This is a genomic window from Caldovatus aquaticus (assembly GCF_019458025.1).
Taxonomy (GTDB): Bacteria; Pseudomonadota; Alphaproteobacteria; order Acetobacterales; family Acetobacteraceae; genus Caldovatus; species Caldovatus aquaticus.
In genome coordinates this window covers 1-16,817 of sequence record NZ_JAHZUY010000074.1, presented here as the reverse complement: position 1 = coordinate 16,817, position 16,817 = coordinate 1, and the positions used below count along the sequence as shown (strand labels likewise).

Here is a 16,817-nt window from a genome sequence, read left to right as displayed (position 1 = left end):
GGACACGGCCGTGCCGGGCGCGGCACCGGCCGGCCCGGTGCCGCCGGACGCGGCCGGGGCCGCCGAGGCGCCGGCCGCCCCGCCGCCCTGCGCGAGCGTCGTGCCGGTCAGCGCGACGATCAGGCCGGCGGCGGTCAGGGCGATGCGGAACGGGGTCTGGATCGGCTTGCGCATGATTCCCTCCTCGGGTTTGGCGCAGGCCCATCAAGCCCCGGCGCGATGGCCGGCGAAGGGCGCGGGCGGGGCATTCGCGCGACGGGCGGGGCAGGCGCGCGGCGCGCGCGTGGCGGCTTCGCGGCGAGCGTCCGGCGCGGCACGCGGCGCCTCCGAGCGGCCGCCGCACGCTGTCCGGCAGCGCCGCGTGCGGCGCGGGCCCGGGGCGACCGGGCGCGGCGTGCCGGCCTTCCGGGCCGGGCGCTCCGCGCCCGCGGCCACACGGCCCGGGCGCGGCACAACCCGCCGGACTCCGGCACGTTTCCGCCGGACAACCCCGTGCCGCCCGCCGCGGGCGGCGAGGAGGCCCCGGTGAGCGCCACCGTGCTGCTGGTCGTCCTGATCGTGCTGCTGCTGGCCGTGGTCCCGGCCTGGCCCTACAGCCGCGCCTGGGGCTACGCCCCCTCCGACATCCTTGGCGTGATCGTCGCCGTGCTGCTGGTGCTGCTGGTCATGGGCCGGTTGTAGCCCGCCCGGCTTGCCCGCCGTTGCCGGTCCCGGCGGGCCGTCGTGCCGGCTCAGCCCGCCGGGATGGCGGCGAGGCTGCCGGGATCGGCATTGGCGCCGCAGACCACCACCCCCACCCGCGCCCCTGCGGGCGGCGTCCAGGCGCCCGAGGTCAGCGCCGCCAGCGCCGTCGCCCCGCCCGGCTCGGCGACGACGCGGCAGGCCTGCCAGAGCCGCCGCTGCGTCTCGGCGATCGCCGCGTCCGCCACCACCACGCCGCGCGCCAGGTGCCGCGCCGCCAGCGCGAAGCCGATGCGGCCGATCTGCCGCGCCCCCAGGCTGTCGGCGGCGATGCCGCCGACCGGCGCCGGCCGCGGCCGGCCGGCGAGCATTGCGACAGCCAGGGTCGGGCAGGTCTCCGGCTCGACGGCGACGACCTCCACGGCGCTGTCGGCATACCAGGCGAGCACGCCGCCGAGCAGTCCGCCGCCGCCGACCGCGACCAGCACATGGGTCAGCTCCGGCGCGTCCGCCTCCAGCTCCCGCGCGAGGGTGCCGGCGCCGGCGACCACCTCCGGCTGGTCGTAGGCATGCACCAGGAGGGCCCCGGTCCCGGCGGCGCGATGCCGGCAGGCCTCGAAGGCGGCCTGGTAGTCGCGGCCGCCGACGACGAGGCGGGCCCCCTGGCGCCCGATCAGGGCCCGCTTGGCGGCGGGCGTGGCCTCGGGAACGAAGATCTCCGCCACGAGGCCGAGGGTGCGGGCGGCATAGGCCACCGCCACGCCGTGGTTGCCGCCCGAGGCGGCGATCACGCCGGCCGCGGGTGCGGCGTGGGCGGCCAGGATGCGGTTGAACGCCCCGCGCGGCTTGAAGCTGCCCGTCACCTGCAGCGTCTCCAGCTTGAGCGTCACCGGATGGTCGAGCCCGAGGCCGCCGGCCGCGCCGGCCGGCAGGCGCAGGACCGGGGTGTGGCGGACATGGGGGGCGATGCGCCGGGCGGCGGCCTCGACGTCGGAGCGGGCGACGGTCATGGCGGCAGGCTGTCATCCCCGCCTGGCGCGGACAACCGGGGCGCCCGGCGCGGGGCCACCCCGTTCCGGGGACGCTTTCCCGTTTGCCGCGTTTCTGCCACAGTCCCGCCCCGACGCGAGGATCTGCCGGGAATGTTGCTTCACGGGAGTTGCGCCGCGCGCGATGGGGAGGCGGTCCTGTTCCTCGGCCCTCCGGGCAGCGGGAAGTCCGATCTCGTGCTGCGCCTCCTGGAGCGGCCGGGCTGGCGCCTGGTGGCGGACGACCAGGTGGTGGTGACCGAGGACGCCGGCCCTGACCCCGCGGATTCGCCCCCGGCCGGCGAGCGCGGCACGGCCGCGCCGGCGCCCCTGCTGCGCGTCGCTCCTCCCCCGGCGCTGCGCGGCCTGCTGGAGGTGCGTGGCCTCGGCCTGTTCGCCGACCTGCCGGTGGCGGAGGGGGCGCGGCTGCGGCTCGCGGTGGACTGCGCGGCGAGCCGGGATGACGTGCCGCGCCTGCCGGAGCCCGCGCGCTTCGCCTGCGGTCGCCACGCCCTTCCCCTGGTGCGGCTGTACGCGCTCGACGGCTCGACGCCGGTCAAGGTGGAGTGGGCGCTCGACGCCGCCACCGCGCGGGCCCGGATGCGGGCCGGAGCCTTTGCCGGCGCCCCCGCCGATGCCGGGATCGGGGGCTGAGATGGAGGCCCCGCCGCGCGCCGCGACGGCCGATCGGGCCGGGGCGGACCCTCCCGCGGGGCCGCGCCAGCTGGTGCTGGTGACCGGCCTGTCGGGCGCGGGCAAGGCCTCGGTCCTGCGCGCCCTCGAGGATCTCGGCTTCGAGACGGTGGACAACCCCCCGCTCGCGGTGCTGGAGGCGCTGGTCTCCGACGGCAGCCCGGAACTGGCCGCGGGCATAGACAGCCGGACCCGGGATTTCGAGCCGGCCGCCGCCCTGCGCCTGCTGGAACGGCTCCGGCAGCGCCCCGACGTCGCCCTCACCCTGGTCTTCGTCGCCGCGGACGAGGCGGTGCTGCTGCGCCGCTACACCGAGACCCGGCGGCGCCATCCGCTCGCGCCGGGCGGGCCGCTCGGAAGCCGGGTCGCCGACGGGATCGCGCGCGAGGCGGCGCTGCTCGGGCCGCTGCGCGAGGTGGCGGACTGGGTGATCGATACCTCGGAACTGCCGCTGCCCGAGCTGCGGCGGATGATCGCCCGGCGCTTCCGGCCCGGGGAGGGCGGCGCGGCGGGGGCCGGGCTGGCGATCACCGTGGTGTCCTTCGCCTACGCCAAGGGGCTGCCGCGCGAGGCGGACCTGGTGCTCGACCTGCGGTTCTTGCGCAACCCGCACTACGATCCGGCGCTGCGGCCGCTGACCGGGCGCGACCCGGCGGTGGCGGCGCATATCGAGGCCGATCCGGACTACCCGGCCTTCTGGCGCCGCCTGACCGGCCTTCTCGATCCGCTGCTGCCCCGCTATGTGGCGGAGGGGAAGAAGTACCTCACCATCGCCCTCGGCTGCACCGGCGGCAGGCACCGGTCGGTGCTTGTGGCGGAGCGCCTGGCGAACCATCTTTTGCGACAAGGTTGGCGGGCCGAGGTGATCCACCGCGAGCTGGCGGCAGCGGCGCCCGGAAGCGACGACGACACGCGCAGCGGCGCCGGTCTGATCGGAACGGCCCAGCCTAGGACGGGGCGGGAGGCCCTTTCATACATCCCATGATCGGTCTCGTACTGGTCACCCACGGCCGCCTGGCCGAGGAGCTTCGGCACGCCATGGAGCACGTGGTCGGGCCGCAACGCGGCGTCGCCACGGTGTGCATCGGCCCCGAGGACGACATCGAGGGCAGACGCGCCGACATCCGCGAATGCATCCGCGCGGTGGACGAGGGTGACGGCGTCGTGGTGCTCACCGACATCCTGGGCGGCACGCCTTCGAACCTGGCGATGTCGCTGCTCGACCAGCGCGAGGACGTGGAAGTGATCGCGGGCGTGAACCTGCCGCTTCTGGTCAAGCTGGCCAAGGTGCGCGGCACCGAGCCGCTGGCGGAAGCCGTGGACCGCGCGCAGGCGGCGGGGCGCAAGTACATCGCCAGCGGCTCCGAGATGCTGAACGGCCACGGACCCGTCGCCGGCCCGCGGCGGAGACAGGCACCACTCCCGGCCGGGCCGGAGCCGGCGCCCGCCGTGCCCGCGGACGCCAGGGAGGCCGTGCCGGCGCACCCGGCGCCCGACGCGGCGCCCCATCCGTGACCCTGCCCCCCTCCGATTCTCGCGGGTCCGGCGACGCCCCTGCCGCCGCCACGACGCCGCAGGCCGGCCCCGGACGGGACGCGGAAGGCTGCGGCTGCGGCGGCACGGCCGCCGATGCGGCCGCGGCAGACGCGCTGGTGCTGCGCCGGACCGTGACCATCCGCAACAGCCGCGGCCTGCACGCCCGCGCCGCGGCGAAGCTGGCGGCGCTGGCGGAGCGCTACTCGGCCTGCCTGAGGGTGACGCGCAACGGGCAGACCGTCCCCGCCTGCTCGATCATGGGACTGATGATGCTCGGCGCCGGCCCGGGCAGCGAGGTCACGATCGAGGCCGAGGGATGGGACGCGAAGGAGGCGCTTGATGCCGTCGCCGGTCTGATCGAGGCCGGCTTCGATGAAAGCTGATCCGGACGCCGACGCCGCCCTGCCGGAGACTCGCGACGGCCCGGACGGGCGTGCCGACGGCCGCGGCAGGACCGCCGGGGGCCGCCGCGGCGGCGCGGCGCGCGAAACCCGCCTGAGCGGCATCCCGGTCTCGCCCGGCATCGCGATCGGCGCCATCTTCGACACCAGCGAGGCCCCCGCCGAGGCGCCGCGCCGCAGCATCGCCGCCGCCGAGATCGAGGCCGAGCGCCAGCGCCTGGCCGAGGCCGTCGCCGCCTCGCGCAAGCAGGTGGCGAAGCTCCGGACCCGCATCGGCGTGCTGCCGGAGGAGGCCCAGGAGGAGCTCGCGCCGCTGCTCGACGCCTACGCGATGATGCTGGGCAACTCCCGCCTGATCCGCGGCGCGCGCAAGCGCATCGAGAGCGACCTCGTCTCCGCCGAGACCGCCGTGCAGGACGAGGCGGAGGCGATCGCGGCAGCGATCCTCGCCGCGCGCGACGACGACAAGGCGGGCCTGCAGCGCCGCGCGCAGGAGGTGCGCGAGATCGCGCGCCGGCTGACGCGCAACCTCACCGCCTCCCCTTTCCGCGCCCTCAAGGACGTGCCGGAGGGGGCGATTCTCGTCGCCGAGGAGCTGACGCCGGCGGACGCCGCCCTGCTCAGCCCGGCGCGCATCGCCGGCGTCGCCACCGAGGAGGGCGGCCCGGACGGGCACACGGCGATCATGCTGCGCGCGCTCGGCATCCCTTCCGTCCTCGGCTGCCACGGGCTGATCGAGACGGCGCGGCGCGGCGATCCCTGCGTGCTCGACGGCGCGGCGGGCACGGTGGTGCTGCACCCGACGCCGGCGACGCTCGCCGCGGCGCGCGACGCGCTCGCCGCCTTCGCCCGCGAGCGGGCCCGGCTCGCCAAGCTGCGCCGGCTGCCGGCGGTCACCACCGACGGGGAGGAGGTGGAGCTGCAGGCCAACCTGGAGATCCCGGCCGAGCTGCCGCTGATCGCGCAGGCCGGGGCGCAGGGCATCGGCCTGCTGCGCACCGAGTTCCTGTTCATGAACCGCACCGACCTCCCCGACGAGGAGGCGCAGGTCCAGACCTACGCCGGGATCCTCGAGGCGATGGACGGCGAGCCCGTCACCATCCGCGTCCTCGACTGGGGGGGCGAGAAGGACATCGAGGCGCTGGCCGAAGGCGTCCCCGCCCTGACCGGCCCGAACCCGGCGCTCGGCCTGCGCGGGGTGCGGATGCTGCTGAAGCGGCCGGAGCTGCTCGAGGCGCAGTTCGCCGCGATCCTGCGCGTCGCGGTGAAGGGGCCGGTGCGCATCCTGCTGCCGATGGTGACGATCCCGGATGAGGTGAAGCAGGCGCGCGAGATCTACGAGCGCGTCGCCCGCCGCCTGCGCCGGCGCGGCGAGAAGCTGCCCGACCCGCTTCCGCCGCTCGGCGCCATGATCGAGACGCCGGGCGCGGCGCTGGCGGCGGACGCGATCGCGCTCGAGGCCGACTTCTTCGCCATCGGCACCAACGACCTCGCCATGTACACGCTGGCAGTGGACCGGGCGGAGGCGGAGGTCGCGCACCTCTACGATCCGCTGCACCCCGCGGTGCTCAGGCTGGTGCAGTTCGCGACCGAAGCCGCGCTCCGGCTGCGCATGCCGGTCTCGGTCTGCGGCGAGATGGCGGGCAATCCGCGCCTGGTGCCGCTGCTGCTGGGCTTGGGCATCCGCTCCCTCTCGATGAACGCGAGCGCGATCCCGCGCGTGAAGCAGGCGGTGCGCGCGCTCGAGATCGCCGACTGCGCGCGCTTCGCGCGGCGGGTCATGGAGCAGTCCGACCCGGCGCGGATCCAGGAGCTGGTGATGAGCTTCGCAAAGGGGCCGATCGAGCGGGCCTGAGGCCGCGCGGGAGCCGCCCCGGCAGCAACAGGCCGTCCCCGCGGCCGCCGGGCGCGTTTCTCGTCGCACGGACGCGGCCCCTCCCTGCCGCACGGCAAGGCCCGCCGGTCGCGCCGCGCTCCCCGGGGGCCGCACTCCCGCCCTCCGCCGATCCTGTTTTGCCGCCGGCGCCGGCAAGCCCCGCCGAAGGCAGCGCCTCTCGGCGGCGAAGGCCCGGCCGCCCGGAGCGGGAACGCGCCCCGCCCTTCCCCGCCCTCGCTCCGGCGCGGGCCTGCCCCGCCGCGGCGCGCCTCTCGCCACCGCGCAGGCCGCGTGCTAGGGCGGCGCCGGAGTTCCGGAGGCACCTGCGGATGGGCGCTGTCGCAGCCGAATACACGGTGAAGGACCTCTCCCTGGCCGAGTGGGGCCGGAAGGAGATCGCCATGGCCGAGGACGAGATGCCCGGTCTGATGGCGCTGCGCAAGGAATACGGCGCGGCGAAGCCGCTCCGCGGCGCGCGCATCGCCGGCTGCCTGCACATGACGATCCAGACCGCGGTGCTGATCGAGACGCTGAAGGCGCTCGGCGCCGACGTCCGCTGGTCCTCCTGCAACATCTTCTCGACGCAGGACCACGCCGCCGCCGCGATCGCCGCGGCCGGCGTGCCGGTGTTCGCGGTCAAGGGCGAGACGCTGCCGGAGTACTGGCAGTACGTCCGCCGCACCCTCGAATGGGGCGACGGCGGCGAGCCGAACCTGCTGCTCGACGACGGCGGCGACCTCACGCTGTTCGTCCATCTCGGCCACCGCGCGGAGCGGGGCGATGCGGCCTTCCTCGATGCCGCCGCGAACGAGGAGGAGGAGGTCCTGTTCGCCCTCCTCAAGGACACGCTGCGGATGAGGCCCGGCTGGTTCGGCCGCCTCGCGGCGAGCATCCGCGGCGTCTCGGAGGAGACGACGACCGGCGTGCACCGCCTCTACCAGATGGCGAAGGAAGGGCGGCTGCTGTTCCCCGCCATCAACGTCAACGACAGCGTCACCAAGAGCAAGTTCGACAACCTCTACGGCTGCCGCGAGTCGCTGGTGGACGGCATCCGGCGGGGAACCGACGTGATGATGGCGGGCAAGGTCGCCATGGTCTGCGGCTTCGGCGACGTCGGCAAGGGCAGCGCCGCGTCCCTGCGCAACGCCGGCTGCCGCGTGATGGTGAGCGAGATAGACCCGATCTGCGCCCTGCAGGCGGCGATGGAGGGCTACCAGGTGACGACGATGGAGGAGGCGGCGCCCATCGCCGACATCTTCGTCACCGCCACCGGCAACGTGGACGTCATCACCGTCGAGCACATGCGGCGGATGAAGCACCGCGCCATCGTCTGCAACATCGGCCACTTCGACTCCGAGATCCAGGTCGCGGCGCTGCGGAACTTCAAGTGGCACAATGTCAAGCCGCAGGTGGACGAGATCGAGTTCCCCGACGGCAAGCGGATCATCCTGCTCTCCGAGGGGCGCCTGGTGAACCTCGGCAACGCCACCGGCCACCCGAGCTTCGTGATGAGCGCGAGCTTCACCAACCAGGTGCTGGCGCAGATCGAGCTCTGGACCAACCCCGGCAAGTACGAGCGCAAGGTTTACACCCTGCCCAAGCACCTCGACGAGAAGGTCGCCGCGCTGCACCTCGAGAAAGTGGGCGCCAAGCTGACGAAGCTGACGCCCCGGCAGGCCGAGTACATCGGCGTGCCGCCGGAGGGGCCGTTCAAGCCGGACCACTACCGCTACTGAGGCGCGGGCGCGGACCTGCCGCGCCCGCCCTCGTCACTGCGCGCTGACGCTGGTGGGCTTGCCCTGCTCGCCCATGAAGACGACCAGGATCCGCGCCGGCGCGTTCTGCGTGTTGAAGGCCTGGTGCCAGTGGTTCTGGCTCTCGATGAAGCTCTGCCCGGCCGTGTAGGTGCGCGGCGGGTGCCCGTCGGAGCGGACCTCCAGTGTGCCCTCCATCACGTAGACGAAAACCGGCACCGGATGCTGGTGGCGGGCGGTCCGCCCGTTCGGCGCCAGCGTGCCGATCACCGCGGTGATCTCGGGGGTTTCGGTCCGCGGATAGACCACCGGCCTCCCGTCTGCGGTCATGCCGGACCGGAGCAACGGCGAGGTCTGGAACCCGCTGGGGAGCGCCTGGTTCGCCGCCTCGGCCCCGGCCTGCTGCGCCGCGCCGGTCCGGGCGTGGAGCGCGCCGCCGATTCCCAGCAGTACGCCGACGGCCAGCGCGACCATCCGTGCATTCATGGCCGACCTACCTCCCTTCCTTCTTTGCCGCAGCCTGTGCCAGCAACGCGGCGACGATAGCACGCGCCCGGGACGCAACCGTTCCCGGGCGCCTTCACAAGCCGGCGACCGCCGTCGCCGCCCGGCGGCGCGCCCGCGCTCAGGCGGCGCGGCAGACGATCTCCGTCGGGACGATCAGCCCGCGCTCCAGGGCGTCCGCCACGTTCGCGATCTTCTGCTGCGCGGCCGGGCCCATCACGAGGTGCAGGCCGAGCGGCGGCGGTCCGCCGCGCCGTACGGTCTCGGCGCGCAGGCGCCGGAAGAACGCGATCGCGAAGTCCCTGCGCCCGCGCTCCGCCCGCACCGCGAACCCGGCCGCCTCGAGCAGCCGCCGGTAGTCCGCCGCGGTCTCGAGGAAGCTGGCGCCGGCGTCGGCGGCCCAGGGCAGGGGGAAGCGCGGCTCTTCCGAGACGGCCGCCTCGCGCATCACGTCGTAGATCGCGAAGACGCCCCCGGGCCGCAGCACGCGGCGGACCTCGGCAAACAGCGTGCGCTTGTCGGCGATGTTCATGCCCACGTGAAGCATGGTGGCGCCGTCGAAGCTCGCTGGCGCGAAGGGCAGGGAGAGCGCGCTGCCCCAGCGGTAGGACACGCGGTCCGCGAGGCCGGTCCGCCGCGCCAGGGTCTCGGCGACGCGCACGAACTCCTCGGTGAGGTCAATGCCGGTGACGCGGCATCCGTGGTCCTGCGCGAAGTACCGCGAGGCGCCGCCGAGGCCCGAGCCGACGTCGAGGAGATGCATCCCCGGCCGGAGGTCGAGCTGCGCGGCGAGGTCCATGGTCGCCTGCCGTCCGCCGATGTGGAACTCGTCCACCGGCGCGAGGTCGGCGGGCGCGAGGCGATCGGGATCGGCGCCCGCGGCGGCCAGCGCCTCGAGGATCGCGCGCTCCAGGGCGCCGCCACGCGCCGCGTAGTGCTCGGCGACCTGCCGCTCGGTGGAATCGGCCATGGCACGTTCCCGCTCCGGCGCCCGTCGTGGGCAGATGGGCCTGTCGGTCCCGAGCCGGGCGCCGCGACGCACTATGCCCGGAGCGGCGGCGCCCCGTAAGGCTTGCGTCTGCCGTCCGGCGCGCCGCCGCTCCGGCCGGTCTTGCGCGCGGCGGCCCGTTCCTCCCGGCGCGATCGGGCGCCGAACGAGGCGGCGCCGCGCCGCGCGAATCCGCCCGAATGCCCAACGCTTGCCTCGCGCAGCCGCCCTGATATTCCACGGCCCCGTCGCGCCCCTCTGCCGATCCGAAGCGGGAGAAGACCTTCATGAATCGCCGCCGTGCCCTGCTCGGCGCCGCCGCCGTCGCGCCGGCCGCCGCCCTCGCCGCCCCTGCCGTCGCCCAGACGGCGCAGCCGGAGATCCGCTGGCGCCTGACCAGCTCATTCCCGCGCAGCCTCGACATCCTGTTCGGGACCGCGGAGGGCATCGCCCGCCGCGTCGCGCAGCTCACCGACAACCGGTTCCAGATCCGCGTCTTCCCCGGCGGCGAGATCGCGCCGCCCTTCGCCGCGCTGGACGCGGTGCAGTCCGGCTCGGTCGAGTGCTGCCACACCGCCGCCTACTACTACATCGGCAAGGAGCCCGCCTTCGCCTTCCTCACCGCCTACCCCTTCGGCCTCAACACCCGCCAGCTCACCGCCTGGTTCCGCCACGGCGGCGGCAACCAGCTCGCCGACGAGCTGCTGCGCGACTACTCCGTCGTCGCCTTCCCGGCCGGCGACACCGGGGCGCAGATGGGCGGCTGGTTCCGCAACGAGGTGCGCTCGCTGCAGGACCTGCGCGGCCTCAAGTTCCGCATCGCCGGCTTCGCGGGGCAGGTGTTCGAGCGCCTCGGCGCCACGCCGACCCAGGTGCCCGCCGCGGACATCTACCCCTCGCTCGAGCGCGGCGTGCTCGACGCGGTCGAGTTCGTCGGCCCGCACGACGACGAGAAGCTCGGCTTCGTGCGCGTCGCCCGCCACTACTACGCGCCCGGCTTCTGGGAGCCGGGGGCGCGGCTGCACCTCATGGCCAACCAGCGCGCCTTCGAGGCGCTGCCCGACGCCTACAGACATGCGCTCGAGGTCGCCTGCCGCGAGGCCGACAGCGAGATGGTCAGCCGCTACGACCACTCCAACCCGCAGGCCCTGCGCCGCCTGGTCGCGGCCGGCGCGCAGCTCCGCTTCTGGCCGCGCGAGATCATGCAGGCCGCCTGGCGCGCCACCCACGAGGTGACGGAGGAGACCGCCGGCCGCAACGAGCGCTTCCGCAGGTTCTGGGAGAGCTACCGCCGCTACCGCGACGAGGAGTACCAGTGGTTCCGCGTCGCCGAGAACAGCTTCGACAACTTCGCCTTCGTCGCGGCGGCGCAGCAGCAGCGCTGAACGGGGGGCGCGGGGCGAACAGGCGTCCCGCGCGCCCTTCCTCGCAACGGTCCCGCAACGCCCGTTGGCGCCGCGCCGGCGGCCCGGCTATAGCGCAGCCATGCCTGCCCCCGAATCGCCGCGCTAGCGCGCGCCGCGCCCCTCAGCCGCACGCCCGCCGCCATGGAAGCCGCCCCCGGCGCGCTGCTCTCGGCCCTGGTGATGGGCGTCGTGGAGGGCCTGACCGAGTTCCTGCCCGTCTCCTCGACCGGGCATCTGATCCTGCTCGGCGCGCTGATCGGCTTCCAGGGCCCGCCCGGCAAGGCCTTCGAGATCGCGATCCAGCTCGGCGCGATCCTCGCGGTGGTGTGGATCTACCGCGCGATGCTCTGGCGCATCGCCGCCCGCATGTGGTTCCCCCGCACGGCGGAGCGGTACTACGCGACCAACCTCGTCCTGGGCTTCCTGCCCGCCGCGGCGATCGGCGCCACGCTGCACGGGCCCATCACGACGCTCCTGTTCACGCCCTGGGTGGTGGCGCTCGCGCTGATCGCGGGTGGCGCCGTCATCATCGCCATCGAGCGGCGGCGCTCCGAGCCATGGATCCATTCCGTCGCGGAGATCGGCCCGCTCGCCGCCCTGCTCATCGGCTTCGGCCAGGCGCTGGCGATGATCCCCGGCACCTCGCGCTCGGGCGCGACCATCATCGTCGCGCTGGCGATCGGGGTGGCCCGAGGCGCGGCGGCGGAGTTCAGCTTCGTCCTCGCCATCCCGACGATGCTCGCGGCCACCCTCTACAGCCTGTGGAAGGCGCGCGCGGCGCTCGACTTCGCCGCCTCGGAGCTGATCGCGGTGGGGTTCGCCGCGGCCTTCGCGGTGGCCTTCGCGACCGTGCGCGCCGTGCTCGCGGTGATCGGGCGGATCGGCTTCTCGCCCTTCGGCTGGTATCGCATCGCGCTCGGCCTCGCGATCCTGGCCTGGCTTGCGCTGCGATGACGGCAGCGCGCCACGCCGTCGCCGCCGTCGCGCCACGACCGCGCCCCCTTCCGGGCGGAGGATCGCGGTGATCCCGGCGCGCGCAGGCAGGCCGAAGCGCGCCTTCGCAACACCGATCGAGAGTCCGGATCACTCGCCGATGCCGCCCCGCCACCGCCGCCTGCCGCGCCCGCTGCCGCTCCTGGCCGTGCTCCTTCCCTTCGCCGCGGCGGGCTGCGCCCAGGACGCGCCCTATGCCCAGGGTGCCTATGGCCCCTACGATCCCTACGCCGCGGAGCAGGCGCGCCGCTGGCAGGAGGAGGATGCGCGCCGCCAGGCGGCCGAATTCGCCGCCCGCTACCGCGAATTCGAGGCCGAGCGGCAGGCCCGCTGGCACGAGGAGCGGGAGCGCCGCCGCGCCTGGGCGGCGCAGCAGCGGGCCTGGGAGCGCGCCCGCCGCGCCGAACTCGACGGCGGCTACGGTGTCCCCCATGGCGGCGCGCCAGGGGGCGGGGCAGCGATGGGCGAGGCGTTCCCGCCGGGAGAGGCCGCGACCTACGCGGCGCCGCCCTATGGCTACCCGGCGCCGCCGCCTCCCTCCGCCTATGCGGCGCCCGGCGCGCCCTACGGCGGCGGCGATCCGGCGGTCCCGGGCGACCAGTTTTCCTCCTACGGGCCGTCGCAGCCGGGCGACCCCTACGCCGGGCCGCCGCCGCACCGCTGGTACTGACCGGCCGGGGCCGGCCCTGCGCAGGCCCGGCAGGGCCTGACCGGACGGCCTCTGCATCGCGGCCGGATCGCCGACGCGACGCCGGCGGGCCTGGCCCCGCCGCGCGGCGCCGCCTTCCGGGACGGGCCGGCCGGCGGGAAATCGCCTACCCTGCCCCGCGGAGATCCGACCGGCCATGCCGTTCCCGTCCCGATCCGCGCCGCGCCGCGCCCCTCCGCGGCCCGGACACCTCCGCCGCCCCGCCAGGGCCATCCTGGCCGCCGCCTGGGCCCTGCCCGCCCTGGCGGGCGCGCAGCCGCCAGCGGCGCCGCCTGCGGGCGAGCCGTCCGCCGGGTCCGCGCCCGATGGCCTCTACGCCGGCACCCTGATCGAGACCTGGAGCCATCCGGAGGCGCGCTGCACCTGGCCCTCGCCGCGGCCCCTGCTGCGCATCGCCGAAGGGCGCGCGACGCTGCGCTTCCACGAGGACCCGCCCTGGGAAGCGACCGGCCCGGTCGGCCCGGGCGGCCGGATCCGCCTCGAATTCGGCCGCGGCACCGAGATGGACGTCGCGGTGGTCGGCGCCATCGAGGGGACCGCCTTCCGCGGCGTGCTGCGCACCCGCACCTGCGCCTTCGCGCTCGAGCTGGTCCGGCGCTGAGGCGGCCGGGCCGCGCCGCCCTCAGCCGCGCCGCCGGCCCGCCGTCGCGGGGCGCAGCAGATCGAGCCCGACCAGGAGCGCCGGCAGGCCGCTGACGAGGAAGCCGAGGCCGTGCCCGCCGCTCGCGCCGAGCAGCGCCGCATAGAGCAGCGGCATCAGCAGCGCGCCGATCTGGCCGAAGGACAGCACGCCGCCGGTCACTGCGCCGCGCATCCCCTCGGGCGCGAGGCGCGCCGTCTCGGACAGCAGCACGCCGTGCCAGGAAAGCGCGGTGGCACTGAGCAGCGTCGCCACCACGCCAACCGCCACCGTCGGCCAGCCCGGGGTGAACAGCGCCATCAGCCCGGCGCTTGCCGCCATGCCGAAGGCGAGCCCCGCCAGCATCCGCCCGGGCGCCACCCAGACGCTGCCGAGCCAGCCCCACAGCACCCGTCCCGGGATCGCCACCAGCGTCGCCACCGAGAAGACGAGGCCGGCGGCGGCGAGGCTGTAGTCGAGCGCCACCAGATAGACGACGAAATAGGAGGTGAAGACGGTCTGCAGCCCGTTGAAGGCGAAGCAGGCGAGCGCGAGGCCGCGCAGCTCGCGGGTGCCGAGCACCGAGCCGAGCGTGGTGGCGAAGTCGGACAGGCGGAAGGCGCGGTTCGGCATGCGGTCGGAGTCGAACTCGGCGCGCAGCGGCTCGAGCAGCACGGCTCCGAGGAGGCAGGCGGCGGCGGCGGCGAGCAGCGCGCCGCGCCAGCCCCAGAGGCCGGTGAGCAGCGGGCCGAGCAGGCCGGCGAGCAGCAGCCCCGCCGGCACCGCCGTCTGCTTGATCGAGAACACGAGCGGCGCGTAGCGCGGCGGCGAGTAGCGGCCGAGCAGGTGCGAGCTGGCCGGCGTCGAGACCGCCGCGCCGCCGCCCGCGATCACCGCCGAGAGCGCGAACAGCGCGAGCGTCCCGCCGGCGGCGAGCGCGAGGCCGATCGCCAGCATCACCAGCGCCGCCTGGCTCAGGCGCAGCGCGCCGTAGCGCAGGATGAAGCTGCCGCAGCCCATCTGGAACACCAGCGCCGCCGCCGCCGCCACGCCGACATAGACGCCGACCAGGGCCGGGTCGAGGCGCAGGTCCTCGACGATCGCGGGCGCGATCACCGGGGGGAGGATGCGGCCGAGCGCGGCGCAGGTCTGCTGCCCGAAGGTCGCAGCGAGCGCGAGCAGCAGCAGCGTCAGCGAGCGGCCGAGGCGCATCCGGTCGCGTCCGTGACCGGCGCGCTCCGCGCGCCCGGGACCGGCGATGGGCGATGGGGGCGGCCACGGCGGCGCGTGCGGCAGGACGCGGCGGCACGGCGAGGCGCCGGCGCGCCGGCGGGAACGGCAGCGGATCGCATCGCCATCATACTCTCCGCGCCGCCGCCGCGGCTGGCAAGCCCGCCGCCCCGTGGTCCGCGCGGTGCTGCCATGCTAGAGCCGCTTCACGCTCCCGGCTGTTTCCGGCCGTCGGTGATCGGCTGCGGTCGGAGCGGACAAGGTCCAGGAGGAAACGCGCGGTGGAGTACGACACGATCATCGTCGGCGGCGGCTCGGCCGGTTCGGTGCTCGCCCACCGTCTCTCGGCGCGGAGCGCGCACAAGGTCCTGCTCTGCGAGGCCGGGCCGGACACGCCGCCGGGCCGGGTGCCGCCGGAGATCCTCGACAGCTATCCGGGCACCGCCTATTTCGACCCGCGCTTCCACTGGACCGAGCTCAAGGTCCACACCCAGGTCGTCTCGCACAACGCGCCCGATTCCGACCGCCCGCCGCTGCGCAAGTACGAGCAGGCGCGGGTGCTCGGCGGCGGCTCCTCGATCAACGGGCAGCTCGCCAACCGCGGCGCGCCGACCGACTACGCCGAATGGGTGGCGCGCGGCGCGGAGGGCTGGGGCTGGGAGGACGTGCTCCCCTACTTCCGCAAGGTCGAGCGCGACCTCGACTTCGACGGCCCGCTGCACGGCAAGGAGGGCCGCATCCCGGTCCGCCGCATCATGCCGGAGCAGTGGGACGGCCACGCCAGGGCGGTCGCCGAGGCGTTCCGCCGCGCCGGTTACAGGTTCCTGCCCGACCAGAACGGTCCCTTCGAGGACGGCTACTTCCCGGTCACCATCTCCAACGCCGAGGAGCAGCGCGTCTCCGCCGCGATCGGCTACCTCGACGCGGAGACGCGGCGGCGCCCGAACCTCGCCCTCTCGACCGACACCCAGGTGACGGCGCTGCTGTTCGAGGACCTGCGCTGCGTCGGGGTGCGCGCGCTGGTGGCCGGGCGGGAGCAGGAGTTCCGCGGCAGCGAGGTGATCCTCTGCTGCGGCGCGATCCACAGCCCGGCGCACCTGCTGCGCGCCGGGATCGGGCCGGCGGGGCACCTGCGCGACCTCGGCATCCCGGTGCGCGTGCACCTGCCGGGGGTGGGGCAGCGGCTGATGGACCACCCCTCGATCTCGCTCTCCTCCTTCATCCGACGCGGCGCGCGCATGACCGGGCGCACCACGCGCCGGCACATCCAGGTCGGGCTGCGCTACTCCTCCGGCCTCGAGGGGGCGCCGCGCGGGGACATGTTCGTCGCGGTGGCGAGCAAGTCCGCATGGCACGCGGTGGGCGAGCAGATCGCCTCGTTCATCCTGTTCGTGAACAAGACCTACTCGGAGACGGGCCAGGTGCGCCTCGCCTCGCCCGACTGGCGGGCCGAGCCGGTCGTCGAGTTCAACCTCCTCTCCGACCGCCGCGACCTGGAGCGGCTGATGGGCGGCTTCCGCCACCTCGCGGCGATCCAGCTCAGCGACCCGCTGCGCGCGGTGACGAGCGACCCCTTCCCGGCGAGCTACAGCGACCGCGTGCGCCGGATCGGCGTGGTGAACACGCGGAACCGCATCCTGACCCGGCTGATCGCCGGCCTTCTCGACGGCCCGGCGGCGCTGCGCGCCTGGCTGATCGAGCGCTACGTCGTCGAGGGCTTCACCTTCGAGCAGGTGATGCGCGACGACGAGGCGCTGGAGGCGTTCGTGCGCAAGGCGGCGATCGGCGTCTGGCACGCCTCCTGCACCTGCCGCATGGGGCGCGAGGACGATCCGATGGCGGTGGTGGACACCGCGGGCCGGGTGCGGGGGGTCGCGGGGCTGCGCGTGGTGGACGCCTCGATCTTCCCGGTGGTGCCCTGCGCCAACACCAACTTCCCCACCCTGATGACGGCGGAGAAGATCGCCGACGCCATCCTCGCCGGCCGCTGAAGCCGGACAGTCGGACTGCCCGTCTGGTCCCGGAAGCGACGCGTTCCCCCGCCCCGCGCCGGTCTCCCGGCGGGTGCCATGCAGGCGACCGTGGCGGAAGCGGCGGGGAGCGGCGGGCCCAGCGGTGCGCCCGCCCGTGCCGCGCCTCCGCGCCGGCACAGTAGGGACGCGGGACGGATTGCCGGAGAGTCCCGCGGCGACCGCTCGCACCAGCTGCCGTCCGCAGTCGGCGGCCGCCGCCTCCGACGGAAGCGGGCGCCCCGAACCGTGCCGCGCCTGACCGCCGCCGGCGGCCTCCATCCGGACCTAGCCCGCAATACCAACCAAGCGCACTATGGATTGACCTTTCGTGCCCCCTCGAAGTCGGCGAGCGGTCGGATCCGTCCGGCCTCGGCGATGAGGTTGTTC

16 protein-coding genes are annotated in these 16,817 nt (G+C 75.2%); 12 read left to right on the top strand and 4 right to left on the bottom strand.

Going from position 1 to position 16,817, the window contains the following annotated elements; genetic code table 11:
- Positions 1-525: 525 nt before the first annotated feature.
- Positions 526-681 carry a DUF3309 family protein gene (locus tag K1J50_RS16995; RefSeq protein WP_220118955.1) on the top strand — a complete coding sequence of 52 codons (156 nt, stop codon included), beginning with the start codon at positions 526-528 and terminating at the stop codon, positions 679-681.
- 50 nt (positions 682-731) lie between these two features.
- Here the strand turns inward: K1J50_RS16995 and K1J50_RS16990 are convergent, their stop codons facing one another.
- The gene (locus K1J50_RS16990; protein ID WP_220118954.1) at positions 732-1,691 is read right to left on the bottom strand and encodes a serine/threonine dehydratase; all 960 of its coding nucleotides are present in this window, start codon (positions 1,689-1,691) and stop codon (positions 732-734) included.
- Positions 1,692-1,823: 132 nt separating this feature from the next.
- On the opposite strand from K1J50_RS16990, the gene K1J50_RS16985 reads away from it, so the two are divergent.
- The 6 genes from K1J50_RS16985 to ahcY all read left to right on the top strand — a co-directional run bounded on the left by K1J50_RS16985 (position 1,824) and on the right by ahcY (position 7,951).
- Complete coding sequence (locus K1J50_RS16985; RefSeq protein ID WP_220118953.1) at positions 1,824-2,363, top strand: HPr kinase/phosphorylase; 540 nt, start codon at positions 1,824-1,826, stop codon at positions 2,361-2,363.
- Position 2,364: 1 nt separating this feature from the next.
- Positions 2,365-3,387: an RNase adapter RapZ gene (gene rapZ / locus K1J50_RS16980; RefSeq protein WP_220118952.1), complete on the top strand. Its 1,023-nt coding sequence runs from the start codon at positions 2,365-2,367 to the stop codon at positions 3,385-3,387.
- On the top strand, positions 3,384-3,917 hold the full coding sequence (locus K1J50_RS16975) for a PTS sugar transporter subunit IIA (protein WP_408869382.1): 534 nt from the start codon (positions 3,384-3,386) through the stop codon (positions 3,915-3,917). Before rapZ ends, K1J50_RS16975 begins: the two co-directional genes overlap by 4 nt.
- A gap of 134 nt (positions 3,918-4,051) precedes the next feature.
- The gene (locus tag K1J50_RS16970) at positions 4,052-4,321 is read left to right on the top strand and encodes an HPr family phosphocarrier protein (protein WP_220118956.1); all 270 of its coding nucleotides are present in this window, start codon (positions 4,052-4,054) and stop codon (positions 4,319-4,321) included.
- Positions 4,311-6,194 carry a phosphoenolpyruvate--protein phosphotransferase gene (gene ptsP / locus K1J50_RS16965; RefSeq protein ID WP_220118951.1) on the top strand — a complete coding sequence of 628 codons (1,884 nt, stop codon included), beginning with the start codon at positions 4,311-4,313 and terminating at the stop codon, positions 6,192-6,194. The genes K1J50_RS16970 and ptsP overlap by 11 nt, the downstream gene beginning before the upstream one ends.
- Positions 6,195-6,544: 350 nt before the next feature.
- A complete protein-coding gene (ahcY, locus tag K1J50_RS16960; RefSeq protein ID WP_220118950.1) occupies positions 6,545-7,951 on the top strand; it encodes an adenosylhomocysteinase in 1,407 nt (468 codons plus the stop codon).
- 33 nt (positions 7,952-7,984) lie between these two features.
- Here ahcY and K1J50_RS16955 read toward each other — a convergent pair whose 3' ends face one another.
- Both K1J50_RS16955 and K1J50_RS16950 read right to left on the bottom strand, forming a co-directional pair.
- Complete coding sequence (locus K1J50_RS16955) at positions 7,985-8,455, bottom strand: cupin domain-containing protein (RefSeq protein ID WP_220118949.1); 471 nt, start codon at positions 8,453-8,455, stop codon at positions 7,985-7,987.
- Positions 8,456-8,594: 139 nt separating this feature from the next.
- On the bottom strand, positions 8,595-9,443 hold the full coding sequence (locus tag K1J50_RS16950) for a class I SAM-dependent methyltransferase (protein ID WP_220118948.1): 849 nt from the start codon (positions 9,441-9,443) through the stop codon (positions 8,595-8,597).
- A 305-nt stretch (positions 9,444-9,748) separates the two neighbouring features.
- Between K1J50_RS16950 and K1J50_RS16945 the strand changes: the two genes are divergently transcribed.
- From K1J50_RS16945 to K1J50_RS16930, 4 genes are all read left to right on the top strand, one after another.
- Complete coding sequence (locus K1J50_RS16945) at positions 9,749-10,846, top strand: TRAP transporter substrate-binding protein (protein WP_220118947.1); 1,098 nt, start codon at positions 9,749-9,751, stop codon at positions 10,844-10,846.
- A 162-nt stretch (positions 10,847-11,008) separates the two neighbouring features.
- Entirely contained in the window at positions 11,009-11,821 is an 813-nt protein-coding gene (locus tag K1J50_RS16940; protein ID WP_220118946.1) for an undecaprenyl-diphosphate phosphatase, read from the top strand.
- 139 nt (positions 11,822-11,960) lie between these two features.
- A complete protein-coding gene (locus K1J50_RS16935; protein ID WP_220118945.1) occupies positions 11,961-12,530 on the top strand; it encodes a hypothetical protein in 570 nt (189 codons plus the stop codon).
- A 175-nt stretch (positions 12,531-12,705) separates the two neighbouring features.
- Positions 12,706-13,170, top strand: a complete 465-nt coding sequence (locus tag K1J50_RS16930; RefSeq protein ID WP_220118944.1) for a hypothetical protein — start codon at positions 12,706-12,708, stop codon at positions 13,168-13,170.
- A gap of 21 nt (positions 13,171-13,191) precedes the next feature.
- On the opposite strand, the gene K1J50_RS16925 is transcribed toward K1J50_RS16930, so the two are convergent.
- The gene (locus K1J50_RS16925; protein WP_220118943.1) at positions 13,192-14,400 is read right to left on the bottom strand and encodes an MFS transporter; all 1,209 of its coding nucleotides are present in this window, start codon (positions 14,398-14,400) and stop codon (positions 13,192-13,194) included.
- A gap of 299 nt (positions 14,401-14,699) precedes the next feature.
- Here K1J50_RS16925 and K1J50_RS16920 point away from each other — a divergent pair, with 299 nt between their 5' ends.
- Complete coding sequence (locus tag K1J50_RS16920; RefSeq protein WP_220118942.1) at positions 14,700-16,409, top strand: GMC family oxidoreductase; 1,710 nt, start codon at positions 14,700-14,702, stop codon at positions 16,407-16,409.
- The last annotated feature ends 408 nt before the right edge of the window (positions 16,410-16,817 follow it).

Bases quoted from the DNA above. Each gene is read 5' to 3' on its own strand.
- K1J50_RS16930 (WP_220118944.1), top strand. From the start codon at position 12,706: ATGCCGTTCCCGTCCCGATCCGCGCCGCGCCGCGCCCCTCCGCGGCCC.
- K1J50_RS16975 (WP_408869382.1), top strand. From the start codon at position 3,384: ATGATCGGTCTCGTACTGGTCACCCACGGCCGCCTGGCCGAGGAGCTT.
- K1J50_RS16935 (WP_220118945.1), top strand. From the start codon at position 11,961: ATGCCGCCCCGCCACCGCCGCCTGCCGCGCCCGCTGCCGCTCCTGGCC.
- K1J50_RS16945 (WP_220118947.1), top strand. From the start codon at position 9,749: ATGAATCGCCGCCGTGCCCTGCTCGGCGCCGCCGCCGTCGCGCCGGCC.
- rapZ (WP_220118952.1), top strand. From the start codon at position 2,365: ATGGAGGCCCCGCCGCGCGCCGCGACGGCCGATCGGGCCGGGGCGGAC.
- K1J50_RS16940 (WP_220118946.1), top strand. From the start codon at position 11,009: ATGGAAGCCGCCCCCGGCGCGCTGCTCTCGGCCCTGGTGATGGGCGTC.
- K1J50_RS16925 (WP_220118943.1), bottom strand. From the start codon at position 14,400: ATGCGCCTCGGCCGCTCGCTGACGCTGCTGCTGCTCGCGCTCGCTGCG.
- K1J50_RS16950 (WP_220118948.1), bottom strand. From the start codon at position 9,443: ATGGCCGATTCCACCGAGCGGCAGGTCGCCGAGCACTACGCGGCGCGT.
- K1J50_RS16955 (WP_220118949.1), bottom strand. From the start codon at position 8,455: ATGAATGCACGGATGGTCGCGCTGGCCGTCGGCGTACTGCTGGGAATC.
- ptsP (WP_220118951.1), top strand. From the start codon at position 4,311: ATGAAAGCTGATCCGGACGCCGACGCCGCCCTGCCGGAGACTCGCGAC.
- ahcY (WP_220118950.1), top strand. From the start codon at position 6,545: ATGGGCGCTGTCGCAGCCGAATACACGGTGAAGGACCTCTCCCTGGCC.
- K1J50_RS16985 (WP_220118953.1), top strand. From the start codon at position 1,824: ATGTTGCTTCACGGGAGTTGCGCCGCGCGCGATGGGGAGGCGGTCCTG.
- K1J50_RS16990 (WP_220118954.1), bottom strand. From the start codon at position 1,691: ATGACCGTCGCCCGCTCCGACGTCGAGGCCGCCGCCCGGCGCATCGCC.